This window comes from Streptomyces sp. NPDC048507 (assembly GCF_043199995.1).
Lineage (GTDB): Bacteria > Actinomycetota > Actinomycetes > Streptomycetales > Streptomycetaceae > Streptomyces.
The window spans coordinates 802,359-827,927 of the sequence record NZ_JBICWZ010000003.1 but is presented as its reverse complement, the minus strand read 5'-3'; the positions used below and the strand labels follow the sequence as shown (position 1 = coordinate 827,927).

The window sequence follows — 25,569 nt, the reverse complement described above, 5'->3', positions numbered from 1 at the left end:
TACCCCACCTTCGCCATCGGCCGCTTCGTGAACTCGTCCGTGTTCACGATGATCTCCGCACCCCGCGGAACATCGGCGATGTTCGCCTTCAAGGCGGCCGGATTCATCGCCACCAGCACGTTCGGCGCGTCACCCGGCGTCAGGATGTCGTGATCGGCGAAATGCAGCTGGAACGACGACACCCCCGGCAGCGTCCCGGCGGGCGCCCGGATCTCGGCCGGAAAGTTCGGCAGCGTCGACAGATCGTTCCCGAAAGACGCCGTCTCCGACGTGAAACGGTCACCCGTCAGCTGCATACCGTCACCCGAATCACCCGCGAAACGGATGATCACGCGGTCGACGCGGCGGATTTCCTTGCCGGCTCCATCGGCCGCGCGCTCACCGCGCTGGCCGCCGATGGACCCACCGGCCCCGTCGGCCTGCTCGGCCGGGCTACTGACCTGGCTGGTCACTGAACTGGACCTCCTTCGAGGCGCGGACGTTCGTTCCCAAGGCCCACCCTACGTCCGTCAGGGTTTCCGGCCCCGGGTCCGCCCGCATTCTGGACCGTCCCTTTCGGGCCGGTCTGTCCGACAGACGTCGTGCTCTACGCGAACATTCCCATCCCCCCGGCCCTCGCCGACGCGCCGCCCTGCCTGACAGAGTGTCAGGTGATCAGGACCTCAGGTAGGTGAGGACGGCCAGTACGCGCCGGTGATCCCCGTCACTCGGGGACAGGCCCAGCTTCATAAAGATATTGCTGACGTGCTTCTCGACGGCGCCGTCGCTGACGACCAGCTGCTTGGCTACAGCGGAATTCGTCCGTCCCTCCGCCATCAGGCCCAGCACCTCCCGCTCGCGCGGGGTCAGGCCGGCCAGCACGTCCTGCTTGCGGCTGCGGCCGAGCAGCTGGGCCACGACCTCGGGATCCAGGGCCGTACCGCCCCGCGCCACCCGCACGACGGCGTCCAGGAACTCCCGGACGTCGGCCACCCGGTCCTTCAGCAGGTACCCCACCCCGGTGCTGGAACCGGCCAGGAGTTCGGTGGCGTACTGCTCCTCCACGTACTGCGACAGCACGAGCACGCCTATCCCGGGGTGCTCGCGGCGCAGGCGCACGGCGGCGCGCACGCCCTCGTCGGTGTGCGTCGGGGGCATCCGTACGTCGGCCACCACCACGTCCGGCAGCGCGTCCTCGGCCGCGAGCTCCGCCACCGTCTTGATCAGCGCTTCCGCGTCCCCGACGCCCGCCACGACGTCATGCCCCCGGTCGGTCAGCAGCCGGGTCAGGCCCTCCCGCAGCAGCACCGAATCCTCGGCGATGACCACCCGCACCCTGTCGTTCACGCTCAGTAGCTCCCGCGTCGCGTCGTCGTTCCGGGACCGTGCCCGGCGGGCCGCAGATCACCGCCCCGCCCAAGCATCCCAGCCCGCCCGCCGATTCCAGCCCGATTCAGCCTCGCCGGCGTTTGAGGCGCGGGGGTCCGGGGGGCCGGCCCCCGGCAGCGGACCGCACCTTCCAGCCGCCCCGGCGCCTGGGGGGAGAACGGGTGAAGGGCGGGGCGGGGAGCAAGCCCCGCGCAGCGGCACCCCGGGGGACCCCCGCGACGGCCGGGCCCGGCCAGGCCGGGGCAGGGGCCCGGGGGATCCGCACCCCGGGATCCCCGTACCTCACCGGCCCGGACGGGCGCGCCCCGAGCGGGCCGGGCAAACGCCCGGCCGGGGCAAGGTCAGGCCCGCCAGGGAAGCTCCGCCGTGACCACCGTGCCCCGCCCCTCCTCCGAGTCGACGAGCAGCACCCCGTCCACCGCGTCCAACCGCTCCGCGAGCCCCGCCAGCCCCGACCCGCCCCGCGGGTCCGCCCCGCCCCGGCCGTCGTCGGAGACCTGCAACAGCAGCCGTCCGCCGGACTTCCAGACGTCGACGCCCGCGCCCCGCGCCCCCGCGTGCTTGCTGACGTTCTGCAGCAGCTCGGAGACCACGAAGTACGCGATCCCCTCGATCGCGGCCACCGGCCGCCCCGGCAGGTCCACCGCCACCTTCACCGGCACCGCGCAGCGGGACGCCACCGACGACAGCGCCGCGTCCAGACCGCGGTCGGTCAGCACCGCGGGGTGGATCCCCCGGGCCAGGTCCCGCAGCTCCTGGAGGGCGACCTTCACCTCCCCGTGCGCCGCGTCGACCATCGCGGCCGCCCCCTCCGGGTCCTCCGTCAGCTTCTCCTTCGCCAGTCCGAGGTCCATCGCGAGGGCCACCAGCCGCGCCTGCGCCCCGTCGTGCAGGTCCCGTTCGATCCGCCGCAGGTCGGCCGCCGCCGTGTCCACGACGACCCCGCGGTCGCTCTCCAGCTCACGGACGCGGTCGTCGAGGCGCGAGCGCCCGAGCAGGCCCCCGATGAGCACCCGGTCGACGCTGGTCAGCGCCCGTACGACCCAGGGGGTGGCGAGGGTGATCAGCAGCCCGGCCAGGCAGGTCGCGGCGATGGCCAGGGGGGAGTCGAGGTAGAAGGAGTAGTCGTCGTTCTGGAAGAGCTGGAGCCCCGGCTGGTCGGTGAAGGCGGGGAAGACCCAGAACCACAGCGGGTACAGCAGGCTGCTCCAGCCGTACGCCCACAGCGTCAGCGCCAGGCAGAAGGAGAACACCGCCCACGGGAAGTGGACCACGCAGTACAGCACGTGGCGCCAGGCGCTGCCGCTCTTGAGCAGCGCCCCCATCGAGGCCAGGGCCCCAGCCCTCCCCCCGGCCCGCACCGGCGCCGGATCGGCGAGCGGCATCCCCAGCAGGGCGCGGGCCCGCCCCCGCTCCAGCCGGCCGAAGCCCCGGCACAGCAGGAGCACGCCCGCCAGCACGGGCACGCCGATGAAGGTGACGAGCAGGCCGGCCCCGAGGGCCACGCCGGTGATGGCGAGCGAGAAGTACAGGGTGCTCAGCGGCAGCCCGACCAGCAGGAACCCCAGTTCCCGCCAGGTCCGCGCCGCCACGGGCGCCCGCAGCACCGTGACGAGCCCGCCCCGGCCACCGCCGTCGCCGCTCCCGCTCATGCCGTTGCCCATGATCCCGACCCGCCCTCTCCTCGTACCGCTCTGCCGGGTCCAGCCTGCCGCCCGGGCCTATCCGGAACCATGCGGCGGGTGGGCGTCCCCACCGGGGGGTTAACCCCACCCCCCGCCCCGCCCCGGACGCGGAAGGGCCCCCGTCCACCCGGACGGGGGCCCTTCCGCGCTCACGGCGGACGGCTACGCGCGGTCGCGCCACGGGAGTTCCGCCGTCACCACCGTGCCCCCGTCCTCCGGGGACTCCACGAGGAACACCCCGTCCACCGCCCGCAGCCGTTCCGCGAGCCCCGCCAGCCCCGACCCGCCCCGCGGATCCGCCCCGCCCCGGCCGTCGTCGGAGACCCTCAGCAGCAGCCGGGACCCCGACCGCCACACCTCGACGCCCGCGCCCCGCGCCCCCGCGTGCTTGCTGACGTTCTGCAGCAGCTCGGAGACCACGAAGTACGCGATCCCCTCGATCGCCTCCGCCGGGCGCCCCGGCAGGTCCACCGCCACCTTCACCGGCACCAGGCACCGGGACGCCACCGACGACAGCGCCGCGTCCAGACCCCGGTCGGTCAGCACCGCGGGGTGGATCCCCCGGGCCAGGTCCCGCAGTTCCTGGAGCGCCAGCTTGACCTCGCCGTGGGCCTCGTCGACCATCGCCGCCGCCCCCTCCGGGTCCTCCGTCAGCTTCTCCTTCGCCAGCCCGAGCCCCATCGCGAGGGCCACCAGCCGGGCCTGCGCCCCGTCGTGCAGGTCCCGTTCGATCCGCCGCAGGTCGGCCGCCGCCGTGTCCACGACCACCCCGCGCCCCGTCTCCAGCTCCGCGATGCGCCGCTCCAGCTCGTCCGAGGGGGACAGCAGGCTCCGTACCATCACCCGGTCCACGTTCGCCAGGCCGCGGACCACGTACGGCAGCACCGGCCACAGGACGAACAGCCCCGCCAGCGTTACCGTGAAGGTCAGCACCCCCCACGGCAGGCGCACCAGCGCGTACAACACCGTCCGCCAGCCCACCGGGTCCTTCACGCCGGCCCACAGCCAGGCGAAGAACCCGCCGGCGCGGCGCGGCCCGGGCAGCGGGGTCGGCTCGGCCACCCGCACCCCCAGCAGGGCCCGCGCCCGCCCGCGTTCCAGCCGGCCGAGCTGGCGGGACCCGTAAAGACCACAGACGAGCAGCGGCAGTCCGACAGCGGTCACGGACAGACCACCGGCGGTCGCGACCATGAACACCGTGTACGTAAAACCGATCAACGCCAGCGGAAGATTGCCCATCAGATGGGCGATCTCCTTCCACGTGACCGCGTCGAACGCGGGCCGCACGGGAGGAGGGGAGGGGGCTTGATCGTTCGCGGTCATGCGGCACAGCCTGCCAATTCCGCCCGCCCGATGCCATGGGGTGGCCCGGCGGCAGTGAACGGGGGATAACCCCACCCCGCGCAGCCCAGGCCCTAGACTCCCGTCCGTACCAGATCATCCAGATCATCGACAGTGGCCGAGGAACGAGGAACGGACGTGTCCGACCCAACGGTATCGACCGTGACCTTGACCGTGACCGCGGCCGACTACTTCCGGAGTTATTCGGTCGTCGGCCTCCTCGCCGTCCTCGGCGTGCTCTTCGTCGCCGTGGCCTTCGGCGCCGGCCGCCTGCTGCGGCCCGTGGTCCCGACGCCCGAGAAGCTGCTGACCTACGAATGCGGCGTGGACCCCGTGGGCGAGGGCTGGGCACACACCCAGGTCCGCTACTACGTGTACGCCTTCCTCTACGTCATCTTCGCCGTCGACTCGATCTTCCTGTTCCCGTGGGCGACGGTGTTCGCCGCCGCCGGTTACGGCGCCACGACCCTGGTGGAGATGTTCGTCTTCCTGGGGTTCCTGGCCGTCGGCCTGCTCTATGCGTACAAGAAGGGCGTCCTCGAATGGACGTGACACCCCAGCCGGCCCCGCCGCAGCTGCTTCCGGAGCCCAAGCGCCTGGGAGTCCTCTCCCGCCTCGCCCCGGAGCCGATGAAGGTGGTCCTGAACTGGGGCCGCCGCTACAGCCTGTGGGTCTTCAACTTCGGCCTCGCCTGCTGCGCCATCGAGTTCATCGCCGCCTCCATGGCCCGCCACGACTTCATCCGGCTCGGCGTCATCCCCTTCGCGCCCGGCCCGCGCCAGGCGGACCTGATGATCGTCTCGGGCACGGTGACGGACAAGATGGCCCCGGCCGTCAAGCGGCTGTACGAGCAGATGCCCGAGCCCAAGTACGTCATCTCCTTCGGCGCCTGCTCCAACTGCGGCGGACCGTACTGGGACTCGTACTCGGTCACCAAGGGCGTCGACCAGATCATCCCGGTCGACGTCTACGTGCCCGGCTGCCCGCCCCGGCCCGAGGCGCTGCTCCAGGGCATCCTCAAGCTCCAGGAGAAGATCGCCCGCGAGTCCCTCGCCGAGCGGTACGCGGCCGCGCCGTCCGTCTCCCAGCTGACCAGCGGGCTCGTCACGCCCCCGCCCGCCCCGGAGGCCGGAGCGTGAACCTCTACGACTCCCTGCCCGACGCCGCCCCGGCGGTCTTCGGTGCCGAGGCCGTGGCCTCGTACGCGTACGAGGTCCTCACGGTCGACGTCCCCGTCGGCTCCTGGATCCCCGCCCTGGAGATCGCCCGCGACAAGCTGGGCTGCACCTACTTCGACTGGCTGAGCGCGGTCGACGAGCCGGGCACCGGATTCCGGATCTGCGCGCACGTCGTCTCCCTGGAGAACCACCGCGTACGCCGCCTCCTGCTGCGCACCACCGTCCCGCACACCGCCCCCGCCGTGGCGTCCGCCGTCGCGGTGTACGCGGGCGCCGAGTGGCACGAGCGGGAGACGCACGAGATGTTCGGGGTCGTCTTCACCGACCACCCCCACCTCGTCCCGCTGCTCCTCCCCGAGAACTTCGAGGGACACCCGCTGCGCAAGGACTTCGTCCTGGCGGCGCGCGTCGCCAAGGCGTGGCCCGGAGCGAAGGAACCGGGCGAGGCCCACGACCCCGACGCCCCCAAGCGCCGCCAGATGCTCCCGCCCGGGGTGCCCGACCCGAACGACTGGGGCCCCCTCAAGGGACAGCTCCCCCCGGCCCCGGCCCGTACCCCCCGCGCCCCGCGCGCGGCGGGAGCCGCCGCCGGAGCCGCCCGCACCCCGCGCGAGGGCGCCCCGCCGCGCCGCACCCGCTCGGTGTCGGAAGGCTCCGCGGGCCAGGCCGCCCCGGCCGCTCCGGCCGAAGGGTCGGCCCCGCCGCGCCCGCCGCGCCGCACCCGCTCGGTGTCGGACGGCTCCGCCAGCCAGGCCGCCCCGGACGCTCCGGCGTCACCGGCCGCTCCGGCCGACGGTGGCCCGGCCGCCCCGGCCGAAGGGTCCGCCCCGCCGCGCCCGCCCCGCCGCACCCGCTCGGTGTCGGAAGGCTCCGCCAGCCAGGCCGCCCCGGCACCCGAGGACCCGGCCCCCCGCCGGACGGCCCCCCGCAGCGCGGACGCGCCCTGGCACCACGCGAAGCCCGCCTTCGAGGACCCCGCGTCCGCGCCGCCCGCCCCGGACCCCGCCGCCCCGGAACCCGGCCCCGCACCCAAGACCGACCCGGCCGACCCGGCCGGCCCCGAACCCGACACCACCGGAGGCGACGCGTGAACGACGTCCTCGACGTCGCCCTGCGACTGATCGTCGTCTTCGCCGTCTTCCTCGTGCTCCCGCTCGTCATCGGGCAGGCCGAGCACAAGGTGATGGCGCACATGCAGGGCCGCCTCGGCCCCATGTACGCGGGCGGCTTCCACGGCTGGGCCCAGCTCGTCGCCGACGGCGTGAAGTTCGCGCAGAAGGAGGACATCGTCCCGGCCAACGCCGACCGGCGGATCTTCCAGCTCGCTCCCGCCGTCGCGCTGCTGCCCTACCTCCTCGTGCTGCTCGCCATCCCCATCGGCCCGGGCGACGGCGCCGTCGGCCAGGTCATCGACGCGGGCCTCTTCTTCGCGCTCGCCGTCATGGGCGTCGGCGTCCTCGGCTCCCTCATGGGCGGCTGGGCCTCCGCCAACAAGTTCTCCCTGCTCGGCGGCCTGCGCACGGCCGCCCAGCTGCTCGCGTACGAGCTGCCCATGCTGCTCGCCGCCGCCTCCGTCGCCATGGCCGCCGGGACGGTGTCCCTGCCCGGCATCGTCGGCGCCTTCGAGTGGTGGTGGCTGCCCTGGCAGATCATCGGCGCCCTGGTCTTCTTCACCGCCGGGCTCGCCGAACTCCAACGGCCGCCCTTCGACATGCCCGTCGCCGACTCCGAGATCATCTTCGGCGCGTACACCGAGTACACCGGCCTGCGCTTCGCGCTGTTCCTGCTCGCCGAGTACGCCGGCATCGTCGTCCTGTGCGCGCTCACCACCGTCCTGTTCCTCGGCGGCTGGCACGGACCCTTCGGCGGCGACGGCCTCGGCTGGGTCTGGACCCTGCTCAAGGTCGCCGTCCTCGCCTTCGTCGTCATCTGGCTCCGCGTGAGCTATCCGCGCCTGCGCGAGGACCAGCTCCAGAAGCTCGCCTGGACCGTACTCATCCCCCTCGCGCTCGCCCAGATCGCGCTCACCGGCATCGTGAAGGTGGCGATCCAGTAATGCCCCCGATCCCCGGATCAGGCCTCGCCAAGGGCCTGGCCGTCACCCTGCGCACGATGACCAAGCGCGCGCACACCGCCCAGTACCCCGAGGTGCAGCCCGAGCTCCCGCCCCGCAGCCGCGGGGTCATCGGCCTGTTCGAGGAGAACTGCACGGTCTGCATGCTCTGCGCCCGCGAGTGCCCCGACTGGTGCATCTACATCGACTCCCACAAGGAGACGGTCCCGGCCGCCGCCCCCGGCGGCCGCGAGCGCAGCCGCAACGTCCTCGACCGCTTCGCCATCGACTTCTCCCTCTGCATGTACTGCGGCATCTGCATCGAGGTGTGCCCCTTCGACGCCCTGTTCTGGTCGCCGGAGTTCGAGTACGCGGAGACCGACATCCACGACCTCACCCACGAGCGCGACAAGCTGCGCGAGTGGATGTGGACGGTGCCGGCCCCGCCCGCCCTGGACCCGGCCGCCGAGGAGCCCAAGGAAGTCGCCGCCGCCCGCAAGGCCGTGGAGAAGGCCGAAGCCGCCGCGGCCACCGCCCGGGCCGCCGCCGAGACCCCGCCCGGCACGCCCCCGACCACCACCCCGGAGGCCGACGCGTGAGCATCGCCACCGCCCCCCTGGCCGCCGCGGCCACGGCGGGTCAGGGCTTCCTCTCGCCGGCCGGCGTCGAGATCGCCTTCGTCCTCGTCGGCCTCGCCACCCTCGGCGCGGCCCTCATCACGGTCACCACCAAGCAGCTCGTGCACGCCGCCCTCTGGCTGGTCGTCGCGCTCGGCGGGATCGCCGTCGAGTACCTGCTGCTGACCGCCGAGTTCATCGCCTGGGTCCAGGTCCTGATCTACCTCGGCTCCGTGGTCGTCCTCCTCCTCTTCGGACTGATGCTGACCAAGGCCCCCATCGGCCGCTCACCGGACGCCGACTCCGACAACCGCCGGGTCGCCCTCGGCGTCGCCGGCGTCGCGGGAGCCGCACTCGTCTGGGTGGTCGTCGACGCCTTCCGCACCACCTGGATCGACCTCGACGGCCCCGCCCAGGGCTCGACGAAGGTCTCCGGCGAGATCCTCTTCCAGCACTGGGTGCTGCCCTTCGAGGCGCTCTCCGTCCTCCTCCTCGCCGCCCTGATCGGCGCGATCGTGCTCTCCCGCCGCAACACCGCCGCCGAGGAAGCCGCCGACGCCGCCGACCGCGCCGCCGCGGCCGGTGCCGCCGCACCCGGCGCAGACGGCCGTACCGGGAAGGGACAGCGCTGATGCACCTCGCCTACCCCGCCGTTCTGGCGGCCCTGCTCTTCGCGACCGGCCTCTACGGAGTCCTCGCCCGCCGCAACGCCATCCTGGTGCTGATGTCCGTCGAGCTGATGCTCAACGCCGTCAACCTCAACCTGGTCGCCTTCGACGTCTGGCTGCGCGACACCCTCCACGCCGGCCAGGCCCTCACCCTCTTCACGATCGCCATCGCCGCCGCCGAGATCGGCATCGGCCTCGCGATCGTGCTGATGGTCTACCGCAACCGCGGCACCTCGGACGTCGACCGGCTCCGCGACACCGCCGAGGCCCGCGAAGGCGCCCGCGCCGACGGCACGGACCCCGACGGCACGGACCCCGACGGCACCAACCCGACCACCACCACCCGGCCGGAGGTCGCCGCGTGAGCACCACGACCCTCGCGGTCCTCGTCCCCCTCCTGCCCTTCCTGGGCGCGGTGGCCGGCCTGCTCCTCGGCCGGACCGCCCCCGGCTTCGTCCGCCCGCTCGCCATCCTGCCGACGCTGGGCGCCGCCGTACTGGCCGTGTTCGTCGCCGTACGCCAGGGCGGCGGAGCGGCGATCGACACCGCCACCGAGCTGACCCCGACCGGCTCCGTGCCGATCGACCTCTCGCTCCACCTGGACGGCTTCGCCGTCCTCGTCGCCGTCCTCGTCGGGGTCGTCGCCACCTGCGTCCAGCTGTACTCGACGGCCTACCTCCGCGAGGACCCCCGCTACCCCTCCTACGCGGCGCTCGTCTCCCTCTTCACCTCCGCCATGCTGCTCGTCGTCTACTCCGGCGACCTGATGGTGCTGCTGGTCGGCTGGGAGGTCATGGGCATCTGCTCCTACTTCCTCGTCGGCCACTACTGGGAGACCGAGGCGGCCCGCTCCGCCTCCCTCAAGGCCTTCCTCGTCACCAAGCTCGGCGACGTCCCCTTCCTCATCGGGCTGTTCGCGCTCGCCGCCGACACCGGCTCCTTCCGCATCACCAAGATCCTGGACGCCGTCGCCTCCGGCGGGCTCGACCACCCGACGCTGATCGCGCTGCTCCTGCTCGCGGGCGTCGCCGGGAAGTCCGCGCAGTTCCCGCTGCACACCTGGCTCCCCGACGCGATGGCGGGCCCCACCCCCGTCTCCGCCCTGATCCACGCCGCGACCATGGTCGCCGCCGGCGTCTACTTCGTCGCCCGCCTCCTGCCCGTCTTCGCGGCCTCCCGCGCCGCACTGGTGGTCATGGCCGTCATGGCGGCCGTCACGATGGTCGGCTCCGCCCTCGCCGCCCTGGCCCAGGACGACATCAAGCGCGTGCTCGCCTACTCCACGGTCGGCCAGCTCGGCTACATGACCGGGGCCCTGGCCGTCGGCGACCGCGGCGCCGCCGTCTTCCACCTGCTGTCCCACGGCGCCTTCAAGGCGCTGCTCTTCCTCGGCGCCGGTGTGATCATCCACGCCGCCGGCACGAACTCCCTGGCCGCCATGTCCCGCATGGACGGCCTCGCCCAGCGCGTCCCCGACGCCTTCTGGACGATGACGATCGCGCTGCTCGCGCTCGCCGCCATCCCGCCCTTCGCCGGCTTCTTCTCCAAGGAAGCCGTCCTCGTCGCCGCCGAGCACGCCGCCGGCGGCCACTCCGACACCGCCCCCAGCGCGGCCGGCTGGCTGGTGCTGGTCGCCGGAGTGCTGACGGCCCTGCTCACCGCCGCCTACGCCACCCGGCTGTGGCTGATGGCCTTCCGCGGCCGGGGCGCCGCCGCCCCCGACCACGGCAGGGAGCCCGTCGCCATGACCGGCGTGCTGTGGCTGCTGGCGATCCCCACGACCGCCTTCGGCCTCGCCGCCGGCCCCCTCGCCGACTGGTTCGACGGCCGGGAGCTCACCCCGTCGGTGACCACCTCGGTCCTCGGCACGGGAGCCGCCCTCATCGGCGTCGTGCTCACCTACGCCCTCTGGCAGCGCGCCACCGCCAGGGCCGCCGCCACCGCCCGCGCCGCCGCGCCCGCCCCCGCGCCCGCCCCCGCGGACGCTTCAGGCGACGTGCCCGCCGCGGTGACGGCCGCCCGTTCCGCCGCCACGGCCGCCGCCGAGTCCGCCGCCGAAGCCCCCGAGGTCGCCGAGGTCGCCCACGACCACCCGGCCGTCCCCGCCGGCCCGGCCCCCGACCCCGGGCGCGCGCTGCTCGGCCCCCTGCACCGGCACGCCGCGGACGGCTTCCACCTCGACGCCGTCTACGACCGGCTCTTCGTCCGACCCGTCCGCGCCGCCGCGAGCCTGGTCCGCTTCCTGGACCGCGAGGTCGTGGACACCTACGTCCGCGGCGCGGGCGCCGGACCCAGGCTGCTCGGCAGCCTGGTGCGCCGGGCCCAGACCGGCAACGTGCAGAGCTACCTGAGCGCCCTGCTCGCCGGCGCCGTGGTCCTGGCGATCGCCACGGCCGTCCTCGCCAACGTCAACGCCGGATCGTGAGCCGAGAGTCAGCCGTGATCGATATCAGCCCGTCCGTGATGCAGTTCCTTCTGGCGTTCATCGTCGCCGCGCCCCTCCTCGGAGCCGTCGCGGCCCTCCTGCCGGCCCCGCCCGGCCTCAAGGGCAAGAGCCCCGGACAGGCCGTGCTCCGCCACGGCGTCACCGTCACCGGTGTCATCCTCGCCGCCGCCATCGCCCTCACCCTGGGCTTCGACCACGACGAACCGTCCCGCTTCCAGGCGACGACGGACATCAGCTGGATCCAGGCGCTGAACATCCGGATCCACCTCGGCATCGACGGCATCTCGCTCCCCCTCCTCCTGATGACCGCGCTGCTGTTCTTCCTCTGCGCGGTGTACAGCTACTTCAAGCTCCCCGAGGGCCCCTCCCCGAAGGCCTTCGTCGCCCTGCTCCTCGTCCTGGAGTCCGGCACCCTCGCCACCTTCGCCGTCCTCGACCTGCTGCTGTTCTTCCTCGCCTTCGAGATGGTCCTCATCCCGATGTACTTCCTCATCGCCCGCTGGGGCGGTGCTCAGCGGCAGGCCGCCGCCTGGAAGTTCATCCTGTACACCCTCCTCGGATCCGTGGTCATGCTCCTCGGACTGCTGCTCATCGGGCTGAACAGCGGCACTTTCGACATGGTGGCACTCGCCTCTGACAACGGCCGCGGACTGACCCACACCACCCAGATCCTCGCCGTCCTCGCCATCGGCACCGGCCTCGCCGTGAAGACCCCGATGTGGCCGCTGCACAGCTGGCTGCCGGACGCCCACACCGCCGCCCCCACCGTCGGATCCGTGCTCCTCGCGGGCGTCATGCTGAAGATGGGCACCTACGGGTTCGTCCGCATCCTGCTGCCCGTCACCCCCGACGGCATGCACACCTTCGCCCCCTACCTCGGCGCCCTCGCCGCCGTCGGCATCGTCTACGGATCCCTCGCCTGCCTCGCCCTCGCCCGCAAGGGCAACAAGGGCGACCTCAAGCGCCTGATCGCGTACTCCTCCGTCGGCCACATGGGCTTCGTCCTCCTCGGCATCGCCTCCATGACCCCCACCGGCGTCAACGGCGCGCTCTTCGCCAACATCGCCCACGGGCTCATCACCGGCCTGCTCTTCTTCCTCGTCGGCGCCCTGAAGGACCGCTACGGCAGCAGCGACCTCGACACCCTCGCCGGAGTCACCGGCGCCGCCCTCTACGGCCGCGCCCCCCGCCTCGGCGCCCTCCTCGCCTTCGCCGCCGTCGCCTCCCTCGGCCTGCCCGGCCTGGCCGGCTTCTGGGGCGAGATGCTCGCCCTCTTCGGCGCGTTCGACCCCGCCGAGGGCCTCTCCCGGCCGGCCTTCCTCACCTACGTGGCCATCGGCGCGTCCGGCACCCTGCTCACCGCCGCGTACCTGCTGATCGTCGTCCGGCGCATCTGCATGGGCGACCCGAAGTCCGGCCCCGAGGTCACGCTCGCGGACGTCCAGCACTACGAGTTCGCCGCCTGGACCCCGCTCGTCGCCCTCACCGTCCTCGCGGGCCTGTGGCCCGCCGTGCTCCTCGGCCTCACCGACCCGGCCGTCCAGAAGCTCCTCGCAGGAGGCAACGCATGACGGCCCCGACGGCCCTCGCCGCCGACACCCCCAGCCTCGTCCAGTCCGTCGACTGGCTCGCGATCGCGCCCGTGGTCACCGCCGCCACCGTCGCGCTCGTCGTCCTGGTCGCCGACCTGTTCGTGCCCGAGCGCCGCAAGCCGCTCCTCGGCTGGATCTCCGTCGCCGGCCTCGCCGCCGCGACCCTCCTGCTGCTGCCGCTGCGCGCCGGGGACCGCGCCACCTTCTGCCTCACCGGCGACCCGGGCACCTGCAGCTACACCGCCGACCACTTCGCCCTCGTCGTCCAGTTCCTCGTGCTGGCGGGAGCCCTGGTCACCGCCCTGCTCTCGGTCACCGCCGTGCGCGAGACGCGCATGCCCGCCGGGGAGTACTGGTTCCTGCTGCTCTCCTCCGCCGCCGGCGCGGCCCTGCTGCCCGCCGCCCGCGACCTCGCGACCCTGATCGTCGCCCTCGAAGTCGCCTCGCTGCCCGCCTTCGCCCTCGTCGGCATGCGCCGCGGCGACCGGCTGTCCTCCGAGGCCGCCCTGAAGTTCTTCCTCTCCTCGGTCACCGCCACCGCCGTGTCCCTGATGGGCGTCAGCTTCGTCTACGCCGCCACCGGCTCCCTGCACCTGACCCAGGTCGCCGACCGGCTCGAAGACGTCCCCGGACAGCTCGACACCCTCGCCATGGCCGGCGTCGCCCTCACCCTCGTCGGCTTCGCCTTCAAGACCGCCGCCGTGCCCTTCCACTTCTGGGTCCCGGACACCTACGTCGGCGCCCCGCTGCCCGTCGCCGGCTACCTCTCCGTGATCGGCAAGGCCGTCGGCTTCACCGGCCTGATCCTCGTCACCGTGATCGCCTTCCCGGCGTACTCCGACATCTGGGGCCCCGCCCTGGCCGTCCTCGCCGCCCTCACCATGACCCTCGGCAACACCGCCGCCCTACGCCAGGCCACCGACCGCGCCCACAGCGCCGTACGGCTCCTGGCCTGGTCCTCCGTGGGCCAGGCGGGCTACCTGCTGGTCCCGATCGCCGCGGCCGCGTACACCGACCGCGACCAGATCGGCTCCACCGTCGCCTACGCGCTGATGTACGCCGCCGTGAACCTCGGCGCCTTCGCCGTCGCCGCGCTGGTCGCCCGCACGAAGCCGCTCAACCGCATCGCCGACTACCGCGGCCTGTACGCCGAGCGCCCCTTCGCCGCCCTCTCCCTGGCGTTCTTCCTGCTCTGCCTGGCCGGTCTGCCGCCGGGCCTCATCGGCCTCTTCGCCAAGGTCACCGTCTTCCGGTCCGCCGTCGACGCCGGCCTTGGCTGGCTCGCCGTGGTCATGGCCGTCAACGTCGTCATCGCCCTGTACTACTACCTGCGCTGGACGGCCCTCCTGTTCCGTCCCGCCCAGGAGGGAGCGGGGGAGCGGAGCACCCCGCAGACGAAGGCCCCCCGGCCGGTCACGGCGGCGATCGCCCTCACCGCCGCCACCGCCCTGGCCCTCTCGGGCGCCCCGCAGCTCGTCCTGCGCTTCGCGGCGGGCACCCTCTTCCCGCAGTGACCCGCGCGCGGCACCCGTACGCGGCACCCGTACGCGGCAACCCGTACGGAGTAACCCGTACGGAGTAACGCCCGCCACCGCCCCCCGGCCCCGCCCCCGGGGGCGGCGGCCCCGTCGTGCCCGGGGAACCAGACGCCTCCACCTCGCGTTGACCAGGAAGGGAGGGTCCACTGGACCGAGGACCCTCCGATCCTGGACGGGGTCCCCTGCGCACCATTTGGAGGGCGTACCGTGCACCGCCGGCACAACGGGCTGAAGACCGCCGTACTCCTCGGCGGGCTGTCCGCACTCATCATCCTGATCGGTAGCTTCTTCGGCCGGGGCGGCCTGATCGTCGCCCTCGTCGTGGCCCTCGGGACGAACGCGTACGCGTACTGGAACAGCGACAAGCTGGCCCTGCGCGCGATGCGCGCCCGCCCCGTCAGCGAGTTCGAGGCCCCCGAGCTGTACCGCATGGTGCGCGAGCTCTCCACCTCCGCGCGCCAGCCCATGCCACGGCTCTACATCTCCCCGACGGAGGCCCCCAACGCCTTCGCCACCGGCCGCAACCCGCGCAACGCCGCGGTCTGCTGCACCGAGGGGATCCTGCGGATCCTCGACGAGCGCGAGCTGCGCGGGGTCATCGGCCACGAGCTGAGCCACGTCTACAACCGCGACATCCTGATCTCGTCGGTCGCCGGCGCGCTCGCCTCCGTGATCATGTTCCTGGTCAACTTCGCCTGGCTGATCCCGATCGGCCGCTCCAACGACGACGAGGGCCCCGGGCTGTTCGGCATGCTGCTGATCATGATCCTCGGCCCGCTGGCCGCCTCCGTGATCCAGCTCGCCATCAGCCGCTCGCGCGAGTACGAGGCGGACGCCTCCGGCGCCCAGCTCACCGGCGACCCCCTGGCCCTGGCCAGCGCCCTGCGCAAGCTCGACGCGGGCACCAAGCAGCTGCCGCTGCCCGCCGAGCCCCGGATCGAGACGGCGAGCCACATGATGATCGCCAACCCCTTCCGCCCGGGCGAGGGACTCTCCAAGATGTTCTCGACGCACCCCCCGATGGCCGAGCGCATCGCCCGGCTCGAACAGATGGCAGGCCGCAGCCAGTGAAAACCATCCTGAACGTCATTTGGTTCGTGCTCAGCGGTGTCTGGCTCTTCCTCGGCTACTGCCTCGCCGGCGTGCTGCTCTGCATCACCATCATCGGCATCCCGTTCGGCATCGCGGCCTTCCGCATCGCGCTCTACGCCCTCTGGCCGTTCGGCTACACCACGGTCGAGCGCCACGACGCGGGCGCCGGCTCCTGCGTCGGCAACGTCCTGTGGCTGATCCTGGCCGGCTGGTGGCTCGCCATCGGCCACATCGTCACCGGCGTCGCCCTCTGCGTCACGATCATCGGCATCCCCTTCGGCATCGCCAACTTCAAGATGGTGCCGCTCTCCCTGTTCCCCCTGGGCCGCGAAATCGTCCCCACGGACGCCCCCTTCGCCTCCCACTGACGGGTGCACCCTGCGGGGCGGGGTGCCACGTGGTGGGACACCTCGCCCCGGAAGGGACGGAATATTGGCGATAGGGGATTGTCAGCCCTTGAGGAATCGCTTTGATGCAGCCAAAGCCTCGGTTGTGCTCAACTTTCGGAGATCTTCTCCGTCTCGAACGTAATAGTCTCCGTTGAATTCAGAGAGCTCTCGTTGAGCGGGGATGCGCATGACGACGTAGGACCTCCCACTGAAGGAGACGGTATCAATATTTGCCAGGAGGTCCCCCTTCAATTCATTTCCGAGAGGGGAGTCCTGGAGTCGTTGCACAATCGTACGAACGTATCCACTCAGGTCGACTCCGAGCACCTTGCATTCGCGATCGACGCCCACGAGGTGTTGCTTTCCCACGCGGAGCGGGATCAGGCCATCAAGATCCTGAATTCGCTGCGCGTCCTCGATGTCGTCGGCAACTCCGAGGACCATGTATCCGTCGCCGTCCGGGCCTACATTCGCGATGGCCGAGGCAAGTTTCGGGATCTTGTTCAGGAGGTTTTGATTGACGGTCCTCTTGGGCGAAAGCGATACGATGCCTTGCTTGAATTCGTATCGTGCGCTCTCGATCGGGGCGCGGCGAATCAAGTTGGGGAATTCGATTTCCATAGCAGGGCCGTGAGTCAAGGGTCCTCGCGGGGAGTCGGTGAAGAACTTTTCCACGAGGCCTCGGACGATGTCGATGTTCGCTTGGCGCTGAGCCTCGGTCGTCGTATTTCGACTGGGCGTGAGTTTGGCGGAAACCTTGTGGATCGCCTTGAATGCGCCCTCGCGATCCGAGAGCTGTTGGCCGCGCCGGATCATCAGATCGTAGAACGCCATAAATACGGCATAGAAAGGTGTCTTGGCTGACGTGAATCCGCTGGTGCTCACATGTGACCGGAAAGCTCCAATAATTCCTGGGCGCATTGACTCGACGATAGATTTCATTGCGCCGAGTACAAGCTTTACGTCCTCTGCGAGCTTGGCCGTTCCGTACGAGTGGAGATCGACTGCCAAGGAGGAGCTTTCTACGGTCTCCATGTCAAAGTACTTGTCCAGTACGTCTGAGCTGACACTGAAAGTGTTTCCTCGGACTACCGAGATGCAAATATCTGCCAGGAGCTGCTCATCTTCGCTCTGCTGGAGCTGTCGAGGGCTGAGGATTCCCAGACTGCACCAGAAGGTCTCTTCCGCAGAGATTCCGTAGCCGAGTCGCTCGCGAGATGAGTCAATTGATACGACAGGCATTCGCGTGAGCGGCAGAATGTCTGGAGATCCGTCGTAGCGGAACTCGGATGCGAGTTTACGCAACATGGAGACAAATTCACTGAGTACGCCGGCTTGCCGCTTCTCTTGCGCGCTCAACTGGCGGCCGCCAGAATTGATTCGCCGAAATACTTCAGTGACTTTCGCCTCTTCGTCGGAGTCGAAGATCGTCACGGCGAGCTGGTAGTCGAGCAGATCTGCGCATGAGCTTGCAGAGATGAGGCCAGGATCACCGGGTTCAGGTTTGAACGCCCCGGACTCGGCAAGCTGGCGGGCGCGAGAGAATTCCTTAAGGTCGAAATACTGCCGGGATTCTTCGCCTTCTAGGATTCCGTAACGCTGCTCGATGAATCCGAAGATGGCGTCGAGTCGCTGCATTCCATCGATGATTTCATATGTCTGATCGGGCGCCTCGGCCAACAAGAAAAGCGGGATCGGAAACCCGCGCAATACGCTGTCGATCAGATGAATCTTCTCGTTGACACCCCAGACCAGCTTTCGTTGGTAATTCCTGTTCACTACCAACTTCTCGCTCCGGTAGAGATTGTATGCCTCTTGGATTGACATACCGCGGGGCGTGATCGACACAGGTTTCCTCGTTTCGCAGGACCATCGGGTGCGACGGCGCGATGTCATGCTAAATCGTAGGCAAGGCGGGTGCGGGATGTTTTCTGAAAGTGCCCTTCAGTAAGCCGGAGACGTACCGCTTGGCTAGATGTTCGTGGGCGGGTGGCAGGCCCCTAGCGACATCCGACCCGAGCGGGCGACGGAGTCCGGGCAGGCCGTCCTAGACGACGCCCTCACGGCCCGGAAGCGGCGTCCGCTTGCGCTCCCACCCCTCCAGGGCCGTCAGACAGGCGTGGTCCATGTGCCGCAGCCCGCTCAGGTCCAGCCGCACCGACGCCGCGTGCGGCACCGCCTCCAGGGAGTCCAGCAGCTTCGGCAGCTTCAGGAAGCTGGCGTTGCCCACCACCCGCACGCACAGCCCCTCGCCCTCCCAGACCTCCTCGATGTGGACGTGCGAGGTCTCCCAGGCCGCCTTCGCGACGGCCAGCCCCAGCCCGAGGAGCACCCCCTCGAAGAGGCTGGTCGCCACGATGGCGACGGCCGTCACCACCAGCACCACCGCCTCCCCCCGGTGCGTGCGCCACAGGGCGGCCACCGCGCGCGCCGGCAGCAGCTTCCAGCCGGCGTGCAGCAGCACCCCGGCCAGGGCCGCCAGCGGCACCACCTCCAGCACCTGCGGGAACGCCGCGGCGAACAGCAGCAGCCAGACCCCGTGCAGGATCCGGGAGGCCCGGGTACGGGCACCGGCCTCCACATTGGCGGCACTGCGCACGATGACGGCGGTCATCGGCAGCGCCCCGAGCACCCCGCAGACGGTGTTGCCCACTCCCTGCGCGATCAGCTCCCGGTCGTACTCGGTCCGCGGCCCGTCGTGCATCCGGTCGACGGCCGCGGCACTGAAGAGGGTCTCGGCGGAGGCGATCAGCGCGAGCGCGACCACGCTTCCGACCGCCCCCACGGAGGCCAGCACCCCGAAGTCGCCCCAATCCGGCGGGGCCACGGCCGCCAGCACCCCGGTCACCCGCACCCGCTCCACCGGCAGCCGCAACAGCTCCGCCGCGCCGGTGGCGAGCGCCACCCCGACGAGCGCCCCCGGCACCAGCCGCAGCCGCGCCGGCATCCGGCGCCACACCACCAGGACCGCGACGGTCCCGGCCCCGAGCGCGACGGCGGCCCAGTCGGCCCGGGCCCCGAGCTCGTGCATCCCGCCCAGCTTGGCCAGGGTCGGCCCCGGGGCGTCGACCCCGCCCAGGGCGTAGAGCTGCCCGGTGATCAGCACGAGCCCGATCCCGGCCAGCATGCCGTGCACCACGGCCAGGGAGATCGCCCGGAACCACCGCCCGAGCCGCAGCGCGCCCATGACCAGCTGGAGCAGCCCGGCCGCCAGCACCAGCACCCCGAGGGCGGGCAGCCCGTAGCTGCTCACCGCCTCGTAGACGAGTACGGTCAGCCCGGCCGCGGGCCCGCTGACCTGGAGCGCGCTGCCCCGGAACCAGCCGGTGACCAGCCCGCCGACGACCCCGGTGACGATGCCGAGCTCGGCCGGCACCCCGGAGGCCACCGCGACCCCCACACAGAGCGGTAGCGCGACCAGCGCGACGACGACGGACGCCCCGAAGTCCGCACGGAAACTGCCGGGCCCAGGCATAAGAGAACCCCCCTGCCACACGGTGATTGACGATTCACCTAGCGTGGTGGGCGGGCCGGGCCGCGCCTAGGGGCCACGAGGGGGCCGCGAAGGAGCGCGCGCCGCTCACGCCGGGCACACACCCCGCCGAGCGCCCGCCCGCCGCCCCCGACGCCCCGGCGGTACGACGAAGGGCACAGCGCGGGCGACCGTCGGGGAAGGCCCCGGCGATCCGCCCCCGCTGTGCCCCGCGGGTCCGCTCAGCGGCGCGTCACGCGCACCGGGCAGCGGAGGTGGTTCAGCGGTAGTTCACGAACTGGATCGCGAAGTCCAGGTCCTTGCCCTTCAGGAGGGCCTGGATGGCCTGGAGGTCGTCGCGGCTCTTGGAGCTGACGCGCAGCTCCTCGCCCTGGACCTGGGCCTTGACGCCCTTGGGACCCTCGTCCCGGATGATCTTCGCGACCTTCTTGGCGTTCTCCTGGGAGATGCCTTCCTCGATCGTGGCGAAGATCTTGTACTCCTTGCCGGACAGCTGCGGCTCACCGGCGTCGAGCGCCTTGAGCGAGATGCCGCGCTTGACCAGCTTGGTCTCGAACACGTCGAGGACGGCCTTGACGCGCTCCTCGGAGTTCGCCTCCATGAGGATCTTCTCGCCGGACCAGGCGATCGACGCGCCCGTGCCCTTGAAGTCGTAGCGCTGCGAGAGCTCCTTCGCGGACTGGTTGAGGGCGTTGTCGACCTCCTGCCGCTCGACCTTCGAGACGATGTCGAAACTGGAGTCGGCCATGTGCTGTGGCTCCTTGAAGTCGGCTGTGGTGTGCCCCGGAGGGCGCGGCCGGACATCCCCGGCCCGCTCGGCAAAGCCTAGCCACCACGCCCGCGCGCGGCGCTGATCAATCCGGTGGCGAACCACCCCCGGGCATCGGGTATCGTTTACGTCGTTGCCAGGGAGCGCCGCCGCAAGGCGGAAATAATGGCAGCGTCTCTTGGCGGTGTGCCCGAGTGGCCAAAGGGAGCAGACTGTAAATCTGCCGGCTCAGCCTACCCAGGTTCGAACCCTGGCGCCGCCACGCGAGTGGAACCCCCGTTCATCTGCGCAAGCGCAGTGAGCGGGGGTTTCTTCGCATGTCCCCCTACGGAACCGGGTCGGTCACCGTCAGGTGGTAGGTGGTGTCCAGCCAGAAGCCGTTCGCGGCCGCGCCGTCGATCTCCAGCACGAACTGACCCGGCGGGAGCGGCGCGAGGGCGCACCACAGACCCCACGCCACCCTGGGTATGCCCGCGCTCTGGAAGGGCTTCGAGGAGAACTCGCTCAACGGCAGCGCAGAGCTGTTCAGCGCGGCCGAGGCCCGGACCGTCTCCAGCCGCCAGGGCTTCGTCACGAAGGGCACCGCCGGGCGCTGCGTGTTCAGCACCGGGAAGAACAGCCGCCGCCCCGCCGGGATGCTGCACCGCCGCACCACCCGTCCCCCGAAACTGCCCGCCAGGAACCACAGCCCGGCCGGCTGGCGCCACCCCGCGTACGCACCCGTCGTGTCCGCCACGGGGCTCGCGTCGGCCGGCGCGGACAGGGCCCACTTCCACCACTTGGCGGCGAGCCGGCCGCCCTCCGCCCCGTCGAGCCGCCAGTCGCCCTCGCCCATGCCCCCACCCCGGTACACCTAGCGGCCCGCCCCCTGCGGCCGATTCCGGGTGACCCTATCGGGCCACTGACGCGCACCGATGAGGGCGGACCGTCGTTCACGGTCCGTGACATGGACATCGGACGGACGAGGGAAGGCCGGAGGCGGGGTACTGCTCACCCTCCTCGGCGCGGGCATCCCGGCCCTGCTGGGAGCGACACTGCACGGCCCGGCCGGCGAGCCCTACCGGGAAACCCGGCTCTCCTTCGCCGCCGACCGCGCAGGCGGCCGGGCACCCGTCCCCGCGGGGGAGTTCACGCGGTTCCTGGACCGGGAGGTCAGCCCGGCCTTCCCCGAAGGCCTGGACGTCCGCGACGCACACGGACAGCGGCGCGCCGCGGACGGCGCCATCCTGCGCCGGACCACGTACGAAGTGGTCCTGCTCTACCCCGAGAACGAGGCCGAGGAGCGCGGCGCACGCATCGAGCGGATCCGGCGGGCCTACGCCGACCAGTTCCGGCAGGAGCCGGTGGCCCGCACCGACGACACGGTGACGTCCGGATTCTGACGGCCGCTCGCGGCGGGCCGGCTCAGTTGCCCGCCACGTCCTTGACCGCCACCGACACCGGCGTCGATCCCGACACCAGCTCCAGCGTCAGACCCGCCGTCGCCGGAGTGTCGACCAGCTCGGCCAGCACCGCGGCCACGTCGTCGCGCGGCACCGGACCCCGGCCGGTGCGCGCCTCCAGCCGGACCAGCCCCGTACCGGCGTCCTCGGTCAGCGCGCCCGGACGCAGCACCGTCCACTCCAGACCGAGCCGCGTGCGCACGTGCTCGTCGGCCTCGCCCTTGGCCCGCAGGTACACGTCGAAGACCTCGTCCCCCTCGTGCCGGGCGTCGGCGCCCATCGAGGAGACCATCAGGAAGCGGCGCACCCGGGCCCGTTCCGCCGCGTCGGCGAACAGCACCGCCGCGCCCCGGTCCACGGTGTCCTTGCGCCCGGCACCGCTGCCCGGACCGGCGCCCGCCGCGAACACCGCCACGTCCGCGCCCTGAAGGATCCCGGCCACGTGCTCGACGGAGGCCGACTCCAGGTCGCACAGAACCGGTTCGGCGCCCGCCTCCCGCAGATCGGCGCCCTGCTCCGGGTCACGGATGATGCCCGCGACCTCGTACCCGCGTGCGGCGAGCAGGCGCTCCAGCCGCAGCGCGATCTGACCGTGTCCACCCGCGATGACGATGCGCATGCCCCGACGGTACGACGAGCCGGACGCCCGCGCCCGCGAACGTCCCGCCCCCGCTCAGGGGCCGGGCTCCGTACGGCCCTGCCGGGGCAGGTCCAGCGCCACCGCCACCGCCGAGTCGCAGTACTCCCGTACGGCACTCGTCCGGGCTACCACTCGGCCCCGGTGGATCACGATCCGGCTGTACGCGAGGGACAGCACCCCCGCGATCCGGTCGCCGCGCACGGCCAGCAGCTCCGCCGGGAACCCCGCCTCCACCCGCACCTCCGGCAGTCCCATCGCCTCCCGGGCGGCGGTGCTCACCGTCTGGTAGGCCTCCGGGGCGCGGAGCCCGCCCTGGGAGGCCAGCAGGTACGCGGCTTCGAGCGGATCGCCCCGGCCGACTGGGTTCCCGGCGTCCCGCAGCGCCCCGCTGCCGGCCGCGACCCGGACCCCGGCCGCGCGCAGCAGGCGTACGGGGGCGGTGCGCAGGCCGCGCCGCTCCAGGGCGGCGCAGTCCCCCTGGGGCAGGCAGGTCACCCGCACCCCGGCCGCCGCGAGCTGGTCGGCGGCCCGGGCGGCCGCCTCCAGCGGCAGCCGGGACAGACCGCCGCAGGGCCCGATGGTCACACCGGGCCGCAGCCCCCCGGCCATCGCCGCCAGCCGGGCCAGCCGGGCCGGATCGTCACCGTCGGTGTGCAGGTCGACGGGACAGCCGTGCTCGGCGGCCAGTTCCAGTACGCCTTCCAGGAAGCCCGTCGGGTCCGGGTCCAGATCGGGGCAGCCGCCGATCACCGAGGCACCCATCTTGACGGCGTCGCGCAGCATGGCGAGCCCGTCGGCACCGGCCACCCCGGTCAGCAGCCGGGGGACGGCCACGGTGGTCAGGTCGGTCAGCCCGCGCAGGGAGCGCCGCGCCTGGAGCGCCGCCTCCATGGGGCCCAGGCCGTGCACGTCCCCGATCCGTACGTGGGAGCGCACGGCGGTGGCACCGTGGCCGAGCTGGAGCAGGGCCGCCTCGGTGGCCCGGCGCTGCACCTCGTCGGGGCTGTACGAGACGGGCCCCTCGCCGTCGGCGGTGAGGGCGGTGTCCCCGTGGGCGTGCGGCTCGGCGGGAGCGGGCAGGAGCAGGTACCCGCGCAGGTCGACCCGGGCCAGGGCGGGCGCCGGGAGACTGCCCGCGGTGCCGACGGCCTGGATGCGGCCCCCGCTGAGCCGCACGTCGACGGTGCGCCCGTCGGTGAGCCGGGCCCCGGACAGGAGCAGGCCGGTCGCCTCCGGCGGAGGGCCGGCGAGGGGATCCCGGGCGGACCCGGGGGCGGGGCGGTGGCCGGATCCGTCGGCGGGGCCGCGGTCCGGACCCCCGGCCGGGTTGCGCGAAGAGGGGGACGGCTGCTGCGGCTGGCTGTCGGACATCGCGCTCCTGCGGGGGCTCGGGCGGTTCCTGGGCCGTGGCCGCAGCCCGCGGCCCAAGATCACGCAGCGTGCTCAGAGCCTAGGGCGCGGGGCACCCCGGGTCGCGGAAGAGCGCAATAGTCGTACCGGTCTGTGGCCGCCGGTGCGGTGCCGTCCCGACCGGGCGTCCGGGCTGTGACCCCGGACACATTTGACCCCCGAAAGGGGTCGGAAGGGGGTGGCGGGCTCCCGGACCCCGTCCGGGGCGAGACGCCCGAGCCCAGTCCTCGCAAAGGATTTGGGCGATCGGCGGGCAACCGTGTAATGTCTTCATCGCTCGCCCCAATAGCTCAGTCGGTAGAGCGTCTCCATGGTAAGGAGAAGGTCTGCGGTTCGATTCCGCATTGGGGCTCTGGTGAGAGAGGTTCCCCACCCTCGGGTGGGGAGCGGATCTCATCAAAGCGGCGTAGCTCAGTCGGTAGAGCAAGCGGCTCATAATCGCTGTGTCACCGGTTCAAGTCCGGTCGCCGCTACAACCAGTAGCCGATTGCGGGGTCGGTCTCCCGATCGGCTACTCTTTTATGCGTTCATCCGTCCCATAGTCCGTCAAGGAGCACTCACGTGGCTGCCACCGACGTCCGCCCGAAGATCACGCTGGCCTGCGTGGAGTGCAAGGAGCGGAACTACATCACCAAGAAGAACCGGCGTAACAACCCGGACCGCATGGAGATGAAGAAGCACTGCCCGCGCTGCAACTCGCACACCGCGCACCGCGAGACCCGCTGATCCTGGCGAAGTCTCGAATATAGGCACCGTCATGAGGTCGTCCCCTTCAATGGGGGGCGGCCTCGTGTCGTTTCTGCGCCAGGGCCTTGATCGGTGATCTCTGTTCGGTGATCTCCGTGGTCTCCGTGATCTCCGTGGTCTCGGTGATCACCGTTATCTGATCTCCGGTCGGCCGTCCGTAGACTTTTCGTGTCCCTTCAACAGGAGGTAGTGAGCCATGGCCCTCGACCAGACCTTCGTGGGGCGGACCTACCCGCCCACCGATCCTTACGAGGTCGGCCGGGAGAAGATCCGCGAATTCGCGGTCGCGGTGGGTGACGAGAATCCCGTCTACACCGACCCCGAAGCCGCCAAGGCGTTCGGTCACCAGGACGTGATCGCCCCGCCGACCTTTGTGTTCGCCATCACGTTCGCGGCCGCGGGTCAGGTCATCGCGGATCCGCAGCTGGGGCTGGACTACAGCCGCGTCGTGCACGGCGACCAGAAGTTCGCCTACGTCCGCCCCGTGCGGGCGGGGGACCGGCTGACGGTCACCTCCACGATCGAGGCCGTGAAGTCGCTCGCGGGCAACGACATCATCGACATCCGTGGCGAAGTCCACGAAGAATCCGGCGAGCACGTGGTGACCGCGTGGACCAAGCTCGTGTCCCGTGCTCCCGAGGAGGCCTGAGATGACCGCACAGATCCAGTACGCGGACGTCGAGGTCGGCACCGAGCTGCCGGCGGCCTCCTTCCCCGTGACCCGCGCCACGCTGGTCCGCTACGCCGGTGCGTCGGGTGACTTCAACCCGATCCACTGGAACGAGAAGTTCGCCAAGGAGGTCGGACTGCCGGACGTGATCGCGCACGGCATGTTCACCATGGCTGAGGCGATCCGCGTGGTGACCGACTGGACGGGCGACCCGGGCGCGGTCGTCGAGTACGGGGTCCGCTTCACCAAGCCGGTGGTCGTCCCGAACGACGACCAGGGCGCACTGATCGAGGTCAGCGCGAAGGTGGCCGCCAAGCTGGACGGCAACCGCGTACGGGTCGACCTGACGGCGATGAGCGCGGGCCAGAAGGTGCTCGGCATGTCCCGCGCGGTGGTCCAGCTGGCGTAGGGGCGGCGGGGGAGCGGGGTCG

At 71.6% G+C, this 25,569-nt stretch carries 26 protein-coding genes and 3 tRNA genes; 19 read left to right on the top strand and 10 right to left on the bottom strand.

Features of this window, described 5'->3' with window-relative positions:
• From ACGFXC_RS12940 to ACGFXC_RS12925, 4 genes are all read right to left on the bottom strand, one after another.
• Positions 1–452, bottom strand: a 452-nt coding sequence (locus ACGFXC_RS12940) for a 2-oxoacid:acceptor oxidoreductase family protein (RefSeq protein WP_393712170.1), incomplete at its 3' end; no start/stop codon positions are given.
• Positions 453–654: 202 nt separating this feature from the next.
• Entirely contained in the window at positions 655–1,314 is a 660-nt protein-coding gene (locus tag ACGFXC_RS12935) for a response regulator transcription factor (protein ID WP_030161942.1), read from the bottom strand.
• A 395-nt stretch (positions 1,315–1,709) separates the two neighbouring features.
• Positions 1,710–3,020 (bottom strand): sensor histidine kinase, encoded by a 1,311-nt coding sequence (locus tag ACGFXC_RS12930; protein WP_393712168.1) that lies wholly within the window; start codon positions 3,018–3,020, stop codon positions 1,710–1,712.
• A gap of 195 nt (positions 3,021–3,215) precedes the next feature.
• Complete coding sequence (locus ACGFXC_RS12925) at positions 3,216–4,376, bottom strand: sensor histidine kinase (protein ID WP_393712167.1); 1,161 nt, start codon at positions 4,374–4,376, stop codon at positions 3,216–3,218.
• Between the two features lie 156 nt (positions 4,377–4,532).
• On the opposite strand from ACGFXC_RS12925, the gene ACGFXC_RS12920 reads away from it, so the two are divergent.
• From ACGFXC_RS12920 to ACGFXC_RS12865, 12 genes are all read left to right on the top strand, one after another.
• Positions 4,533–4,946, top strand: coding sequence for an NADH-quinone oxidoreductase subunit A (locus ACGFXC_RS12920; RefSeq protein WP_351831421.1), 414 nt, complete (start codon positions 4,533–4,535; stop codon positions 4,944–4,946).
• On the top strand, positions 4,937–5,533 hold the full coding sequence (locus ACGFXC_RS12915; RefSeq protein ID WP_393712165.1) for an NADH-quinone oxidoreductase subunit B: 597 nt from the start codon (positions 4,937–4,939) through the stop codon (positions 5,531–5,533). Before ACGFXC_RS12920 ends, ACGFXC_RS12915 begins: the two co-directional genes overlap by 10 nt.
• Positions 5,530–6,663: an NADH-quinone oxidoreductase subunit C gene (locus tag ACGFXC_RS12910; RefSeq protein WP_393712163.1), complete on the top strand. Its 1,134-nt coding sequence runs from the start codon at positions 5,530–5,532 to the stop codon at positions 6,661–6,663. Before ACGFXC_RS12915 ends, ACGFXC_RS12910 begins: the two co-directional genes overlap by 4 nt.
• The gene (locus tag ACGFXC_RS12905; protein ID WP_393712162.1) at positions 6,660–7,628 is read left to right on the top strand and encodes an NADH-quinone oxidoreductase subunit H; all 969 of its coding nucleotides are present in this window, start codon (positions 6,660–6,662) and stop codon (positions 7,626–7,628) included. The genes ACGFXC_RS12910 and ACGFXC_RS12905 overlap by 4 nt, the downstream gene beginning before the upstream one ends.
• On the top strand, positions 7,628–8,224 hold the full coding sequence (locus tag ACGFXC_RS12900) for a NuoI/complex I 23 kDa subunit family protein (protein WP_393712160.1): 597 nt from the start codon (positions 7,628–7,630) through the stop codon (positions 8,222–8,224). The genes ACGFXC_RS12905 and ACGFXC_RS12900 overlap by 1 nt, the downstream gene beginning before the upstream one ends.
• Positions 8,221–8,874, top strand: coding sequence for an NADH-quinone oxidoreductase subunit J (locus ACGFXC_RS12895; protein WP_393712159.1), 654 nt, complete (start codon positions 8,221–8,223; stop codon positions 8,872–8,874). Before ACGFXC_RS12900 ends, ACGFXC_RS12895 begins: the two co-directional genes overlap by 4 nt.
• Entirely contained in the window at positions 8,874–9,275 is a 402-nt protein-coding gene (nuoK, locus tag ACGFXC_RS12890) for an NADH-quinone oxidoreductase subunit NuoK (protein ID WP_393712158.1), read from the top strand. Before ACGFXC_RS12895 ends, nuoK begins: the two co-directional genes overlap by 1 nt.
• Positions 9,272–11,335, top strand: coding sequence for an NADH-quinone oxidoreductase subunit L (locus tag ACGFXC_RS12885; RefSeq protein WP_393712156.1), 2,064 nt, complete (start codon positions 9,272–9,274; stop codon positions 11,333–11,335). The genes nuoK and ACGFXC_RS12885 overlap by 4 nt, the downstream gene beginning before the upstream one ends.
• Positions 11,336–11,373: 38 nt before the next feature.
• Positions 11,374–12,927 carry a NuoM family protein gene (locus ACGFXC_RS12880; RefSeq protein WP_393712233.1) on the top strand — a complete coding sequence of 518 codons (1,554 nt, stop codon included), beginning with the start codon at positions 11,374–11,376 and terminating at the stop codon, positions 12,925–12,927.
• Entirely contained in the window at positions 12,924–14,462 is a 1,539-nt protein-coding gene (locus ACGFXC_RS12875; RefSeq protein WP_393712154.1) for an NADH-quinone oxidoreductase subunit N, read from the top strand. The genes ACGFXC_RS12880 and ACGFXC_RS12875 overlap by 4 nt, the downstream gene beginning before the upstream one ends.
• A 231-nt stretch (positions 14,463–14,693) precedes the next feature.
• Positions 14,694–15,557, top strand: a complete 864-nt coding sequence (gene htpX / locus ACGFXC_RS12870; protein WP_393712152.1) for a zinc metalloprotease HtpX — start codon at positions 14,694–14,696, stop codon at positions 15,555–15,557.
• Positions 15,554–15,946 (top strand): YccF domain-containing protein, encoded by a 393-nt coding sequence (locus tag ACGFXC_RS12865; RefSeq protein WP_393712151.1) that lies wholly within the window; start codon positions 15,554–15,556, stop codon positions 15,944–15,946. Before htpX ends, ACGFXC_RS12865 begins: the two co-directional genes overlap by 4 nt.
• A gap of 81 nt (positions 15,947–16,027) precedes the next feature.
• On the opposite strand, the gene ACGFXC_RS12860 is transcribed toward ACGFXC_RS12865, so the two are convergent.
• From ACGFXC_RS12860 to ACGFXC_RS12850, 3 genes are all read right to left on the bottom strand, one after another.
• Positions 16,028–17,815 (bottom strand): DUF262 domain-containing protein, encoded by a 1,788-nt coding sequence (locus tag ACGFXC_RS12860; RefSeq protein ID WP_393712149.1) that lies wholly within the window; start codon positions 17,813–17,815, stop codon positions 16,028–16,030.
• A 199-nt stretch (positions 17,816–18,014) separates the two neighbouring features.
• Complete coding sequence (locus ACGFXC_RS12855; protein WP_393712148.1) at positions 18,015–19,442, bottom strand: SulP family inorganic anion transporter; 1,428 nt, start codon at positions 19,440–19,442, stop codon at positions 18,015–18,017.
• A 277-nt stretch (positions 19,443–19,719) separates the two neighbouring features.
• Entirely contained in the window at positions 19,720–20,208 is a 489-nt protein-coding gene (locus ACGFXC_RS12850; protein WP_281204205.1) for a YajQ family cyclic di-GMP-binding protein, read from the bottom strand.
• Between the two features lie 201 nt (positions 20,209–20,409).
• Here ACGFXC_RS12850 and ACGFXC_RS12845 point away from each other — a divergent pair.
• Positions 20,410–20,491 (top strand) — tRNA-Tyr (locus tag ACGFXC_RS12845).
• A 63-nt stretch (positions 20,492–20,554) separates the two neighbouring features.
• Here ACGFXC_RS12845 and ACGFXC_RS12840 read toward each other — a convergent pair.
• The gene (locus ACGFXC_RS12840) at positions 20,555–21,064 is read right to left on the bottom strand and encodes a hypothetical protein (protein ID WP_393712146.1); all 510 of its coding nucleotides are present in this window, start codon (positions 21,062–21,064) and stop codon (positions 20,555–20,557) included.
• A gap of 106 nt (positions 21,065–21,170) precedes the next feature.
• On the opposite strand from ACGFXC_RS12840, the gene ACGFXC_RS12835 reads away from it, so the two are divergent.
• The gene (locus tag ACGFXC_RS12835; RefSeq protein WP_393712144.1) at positions 21,171–21,611 is read left to right on the top strand and encodes a DUF3574 domain-containing protein; all 441 of its coding nucleotides are present in this window, start codon (positions 21,171–21,173) and stop codon (positions 21,609–21,611) included.
• A gap of 22 nt (positions 21,612–21,633) precedes the next feature.
• On the opposite strand, the gene ACGFXC_RS12830 is transcribed toward ACGFXC_RS12835, so the two are convergent.
• Positions 21,634–22,290 carry an SDR family oxidoreductase gene (locus tag ACGFXC_RS12830; protein WP_393712143.1) on the bottom strand — a complete coding sequence of 219 codons (657 nt, stop codon included), beginning with the start codon at positions 22,288–22,290 and terminating at the stop codon, positions 21,634–21,636.
• A 54-nt stretch (positions 22,291–22,344) separates the two neighbouring features.
• Complete coding sequence (locus tag ACGFXC_RS12825; protein WP_393712141.1) at positions 22,345–23,682, bottom strand: amidohydrolase family protein; 1,338 nt, start codon at positions 23,680–23,682, stop codon at positions 22,345–22,347.
• Between the two features lie 318 nt (positions 23,683–24,000).
• Here ACGFXC_RS12825 and ACGFXC_RS12820 point away from each other — a divergent pair.
• From ACGFXC_RS12820 to ACGFXC_RS12800, 5 genes are all read left to right on the top strand, one after another.
• Positions 24,001–24,073, top strand: a tRNA-Thr gene (locus tag ACGFXC_RS12820).
• A gap of 48 nt (positions 24,074–24,121) precedes the next feature.
• Positions 24,122–24,194, top strand: a tRNA-Met gene (locus ACGFXC_RS12815).
• An 88-nt stretch (positions 24,195–24,282) separates the two neighbouring features.
• The gene (rpmG, locus tag ACGFXC_RS12810) at positions 24,283–24,447 is read left to right on the top strand and encodes a 50S ribosomal protein L33 (protein WP_007265873.1); all 165 of its coding nucleotides are present in this window, start codon (positions 24,283–24,285) and stop codon (positions 24,445–24,447) included.
• A 217-nt stretch (positions 24,448–24,664) separates the two neighbouring features.
• A complete protein-coding gene (locus ACGFXC_RS12805; protein ID WP_362136491.1) occupies positions 24,665–25,117 on the top strand; it encodes a MaoC family dehydratase N-terminal domain-containing protein in 453 nt (150 codons plus the stop codon).
• A gap of 1 nt (position 25,118) precedes the next feature.
• Positions 25,119–25,547 carry a MaoC family dehydratase gene (locus ACGFXC_RS12800; RefSeq protein WP_393712139.1) on the top strand — a complete coding sequence of 143 codons (429 nt, stop codon included), beginning with the start codon at positions 25,119–25,121 and terminating at the stop codon, positions 25,545–25,547.
• Positions 25,548–25,569 lie beyond the last annotated feature (22 nt).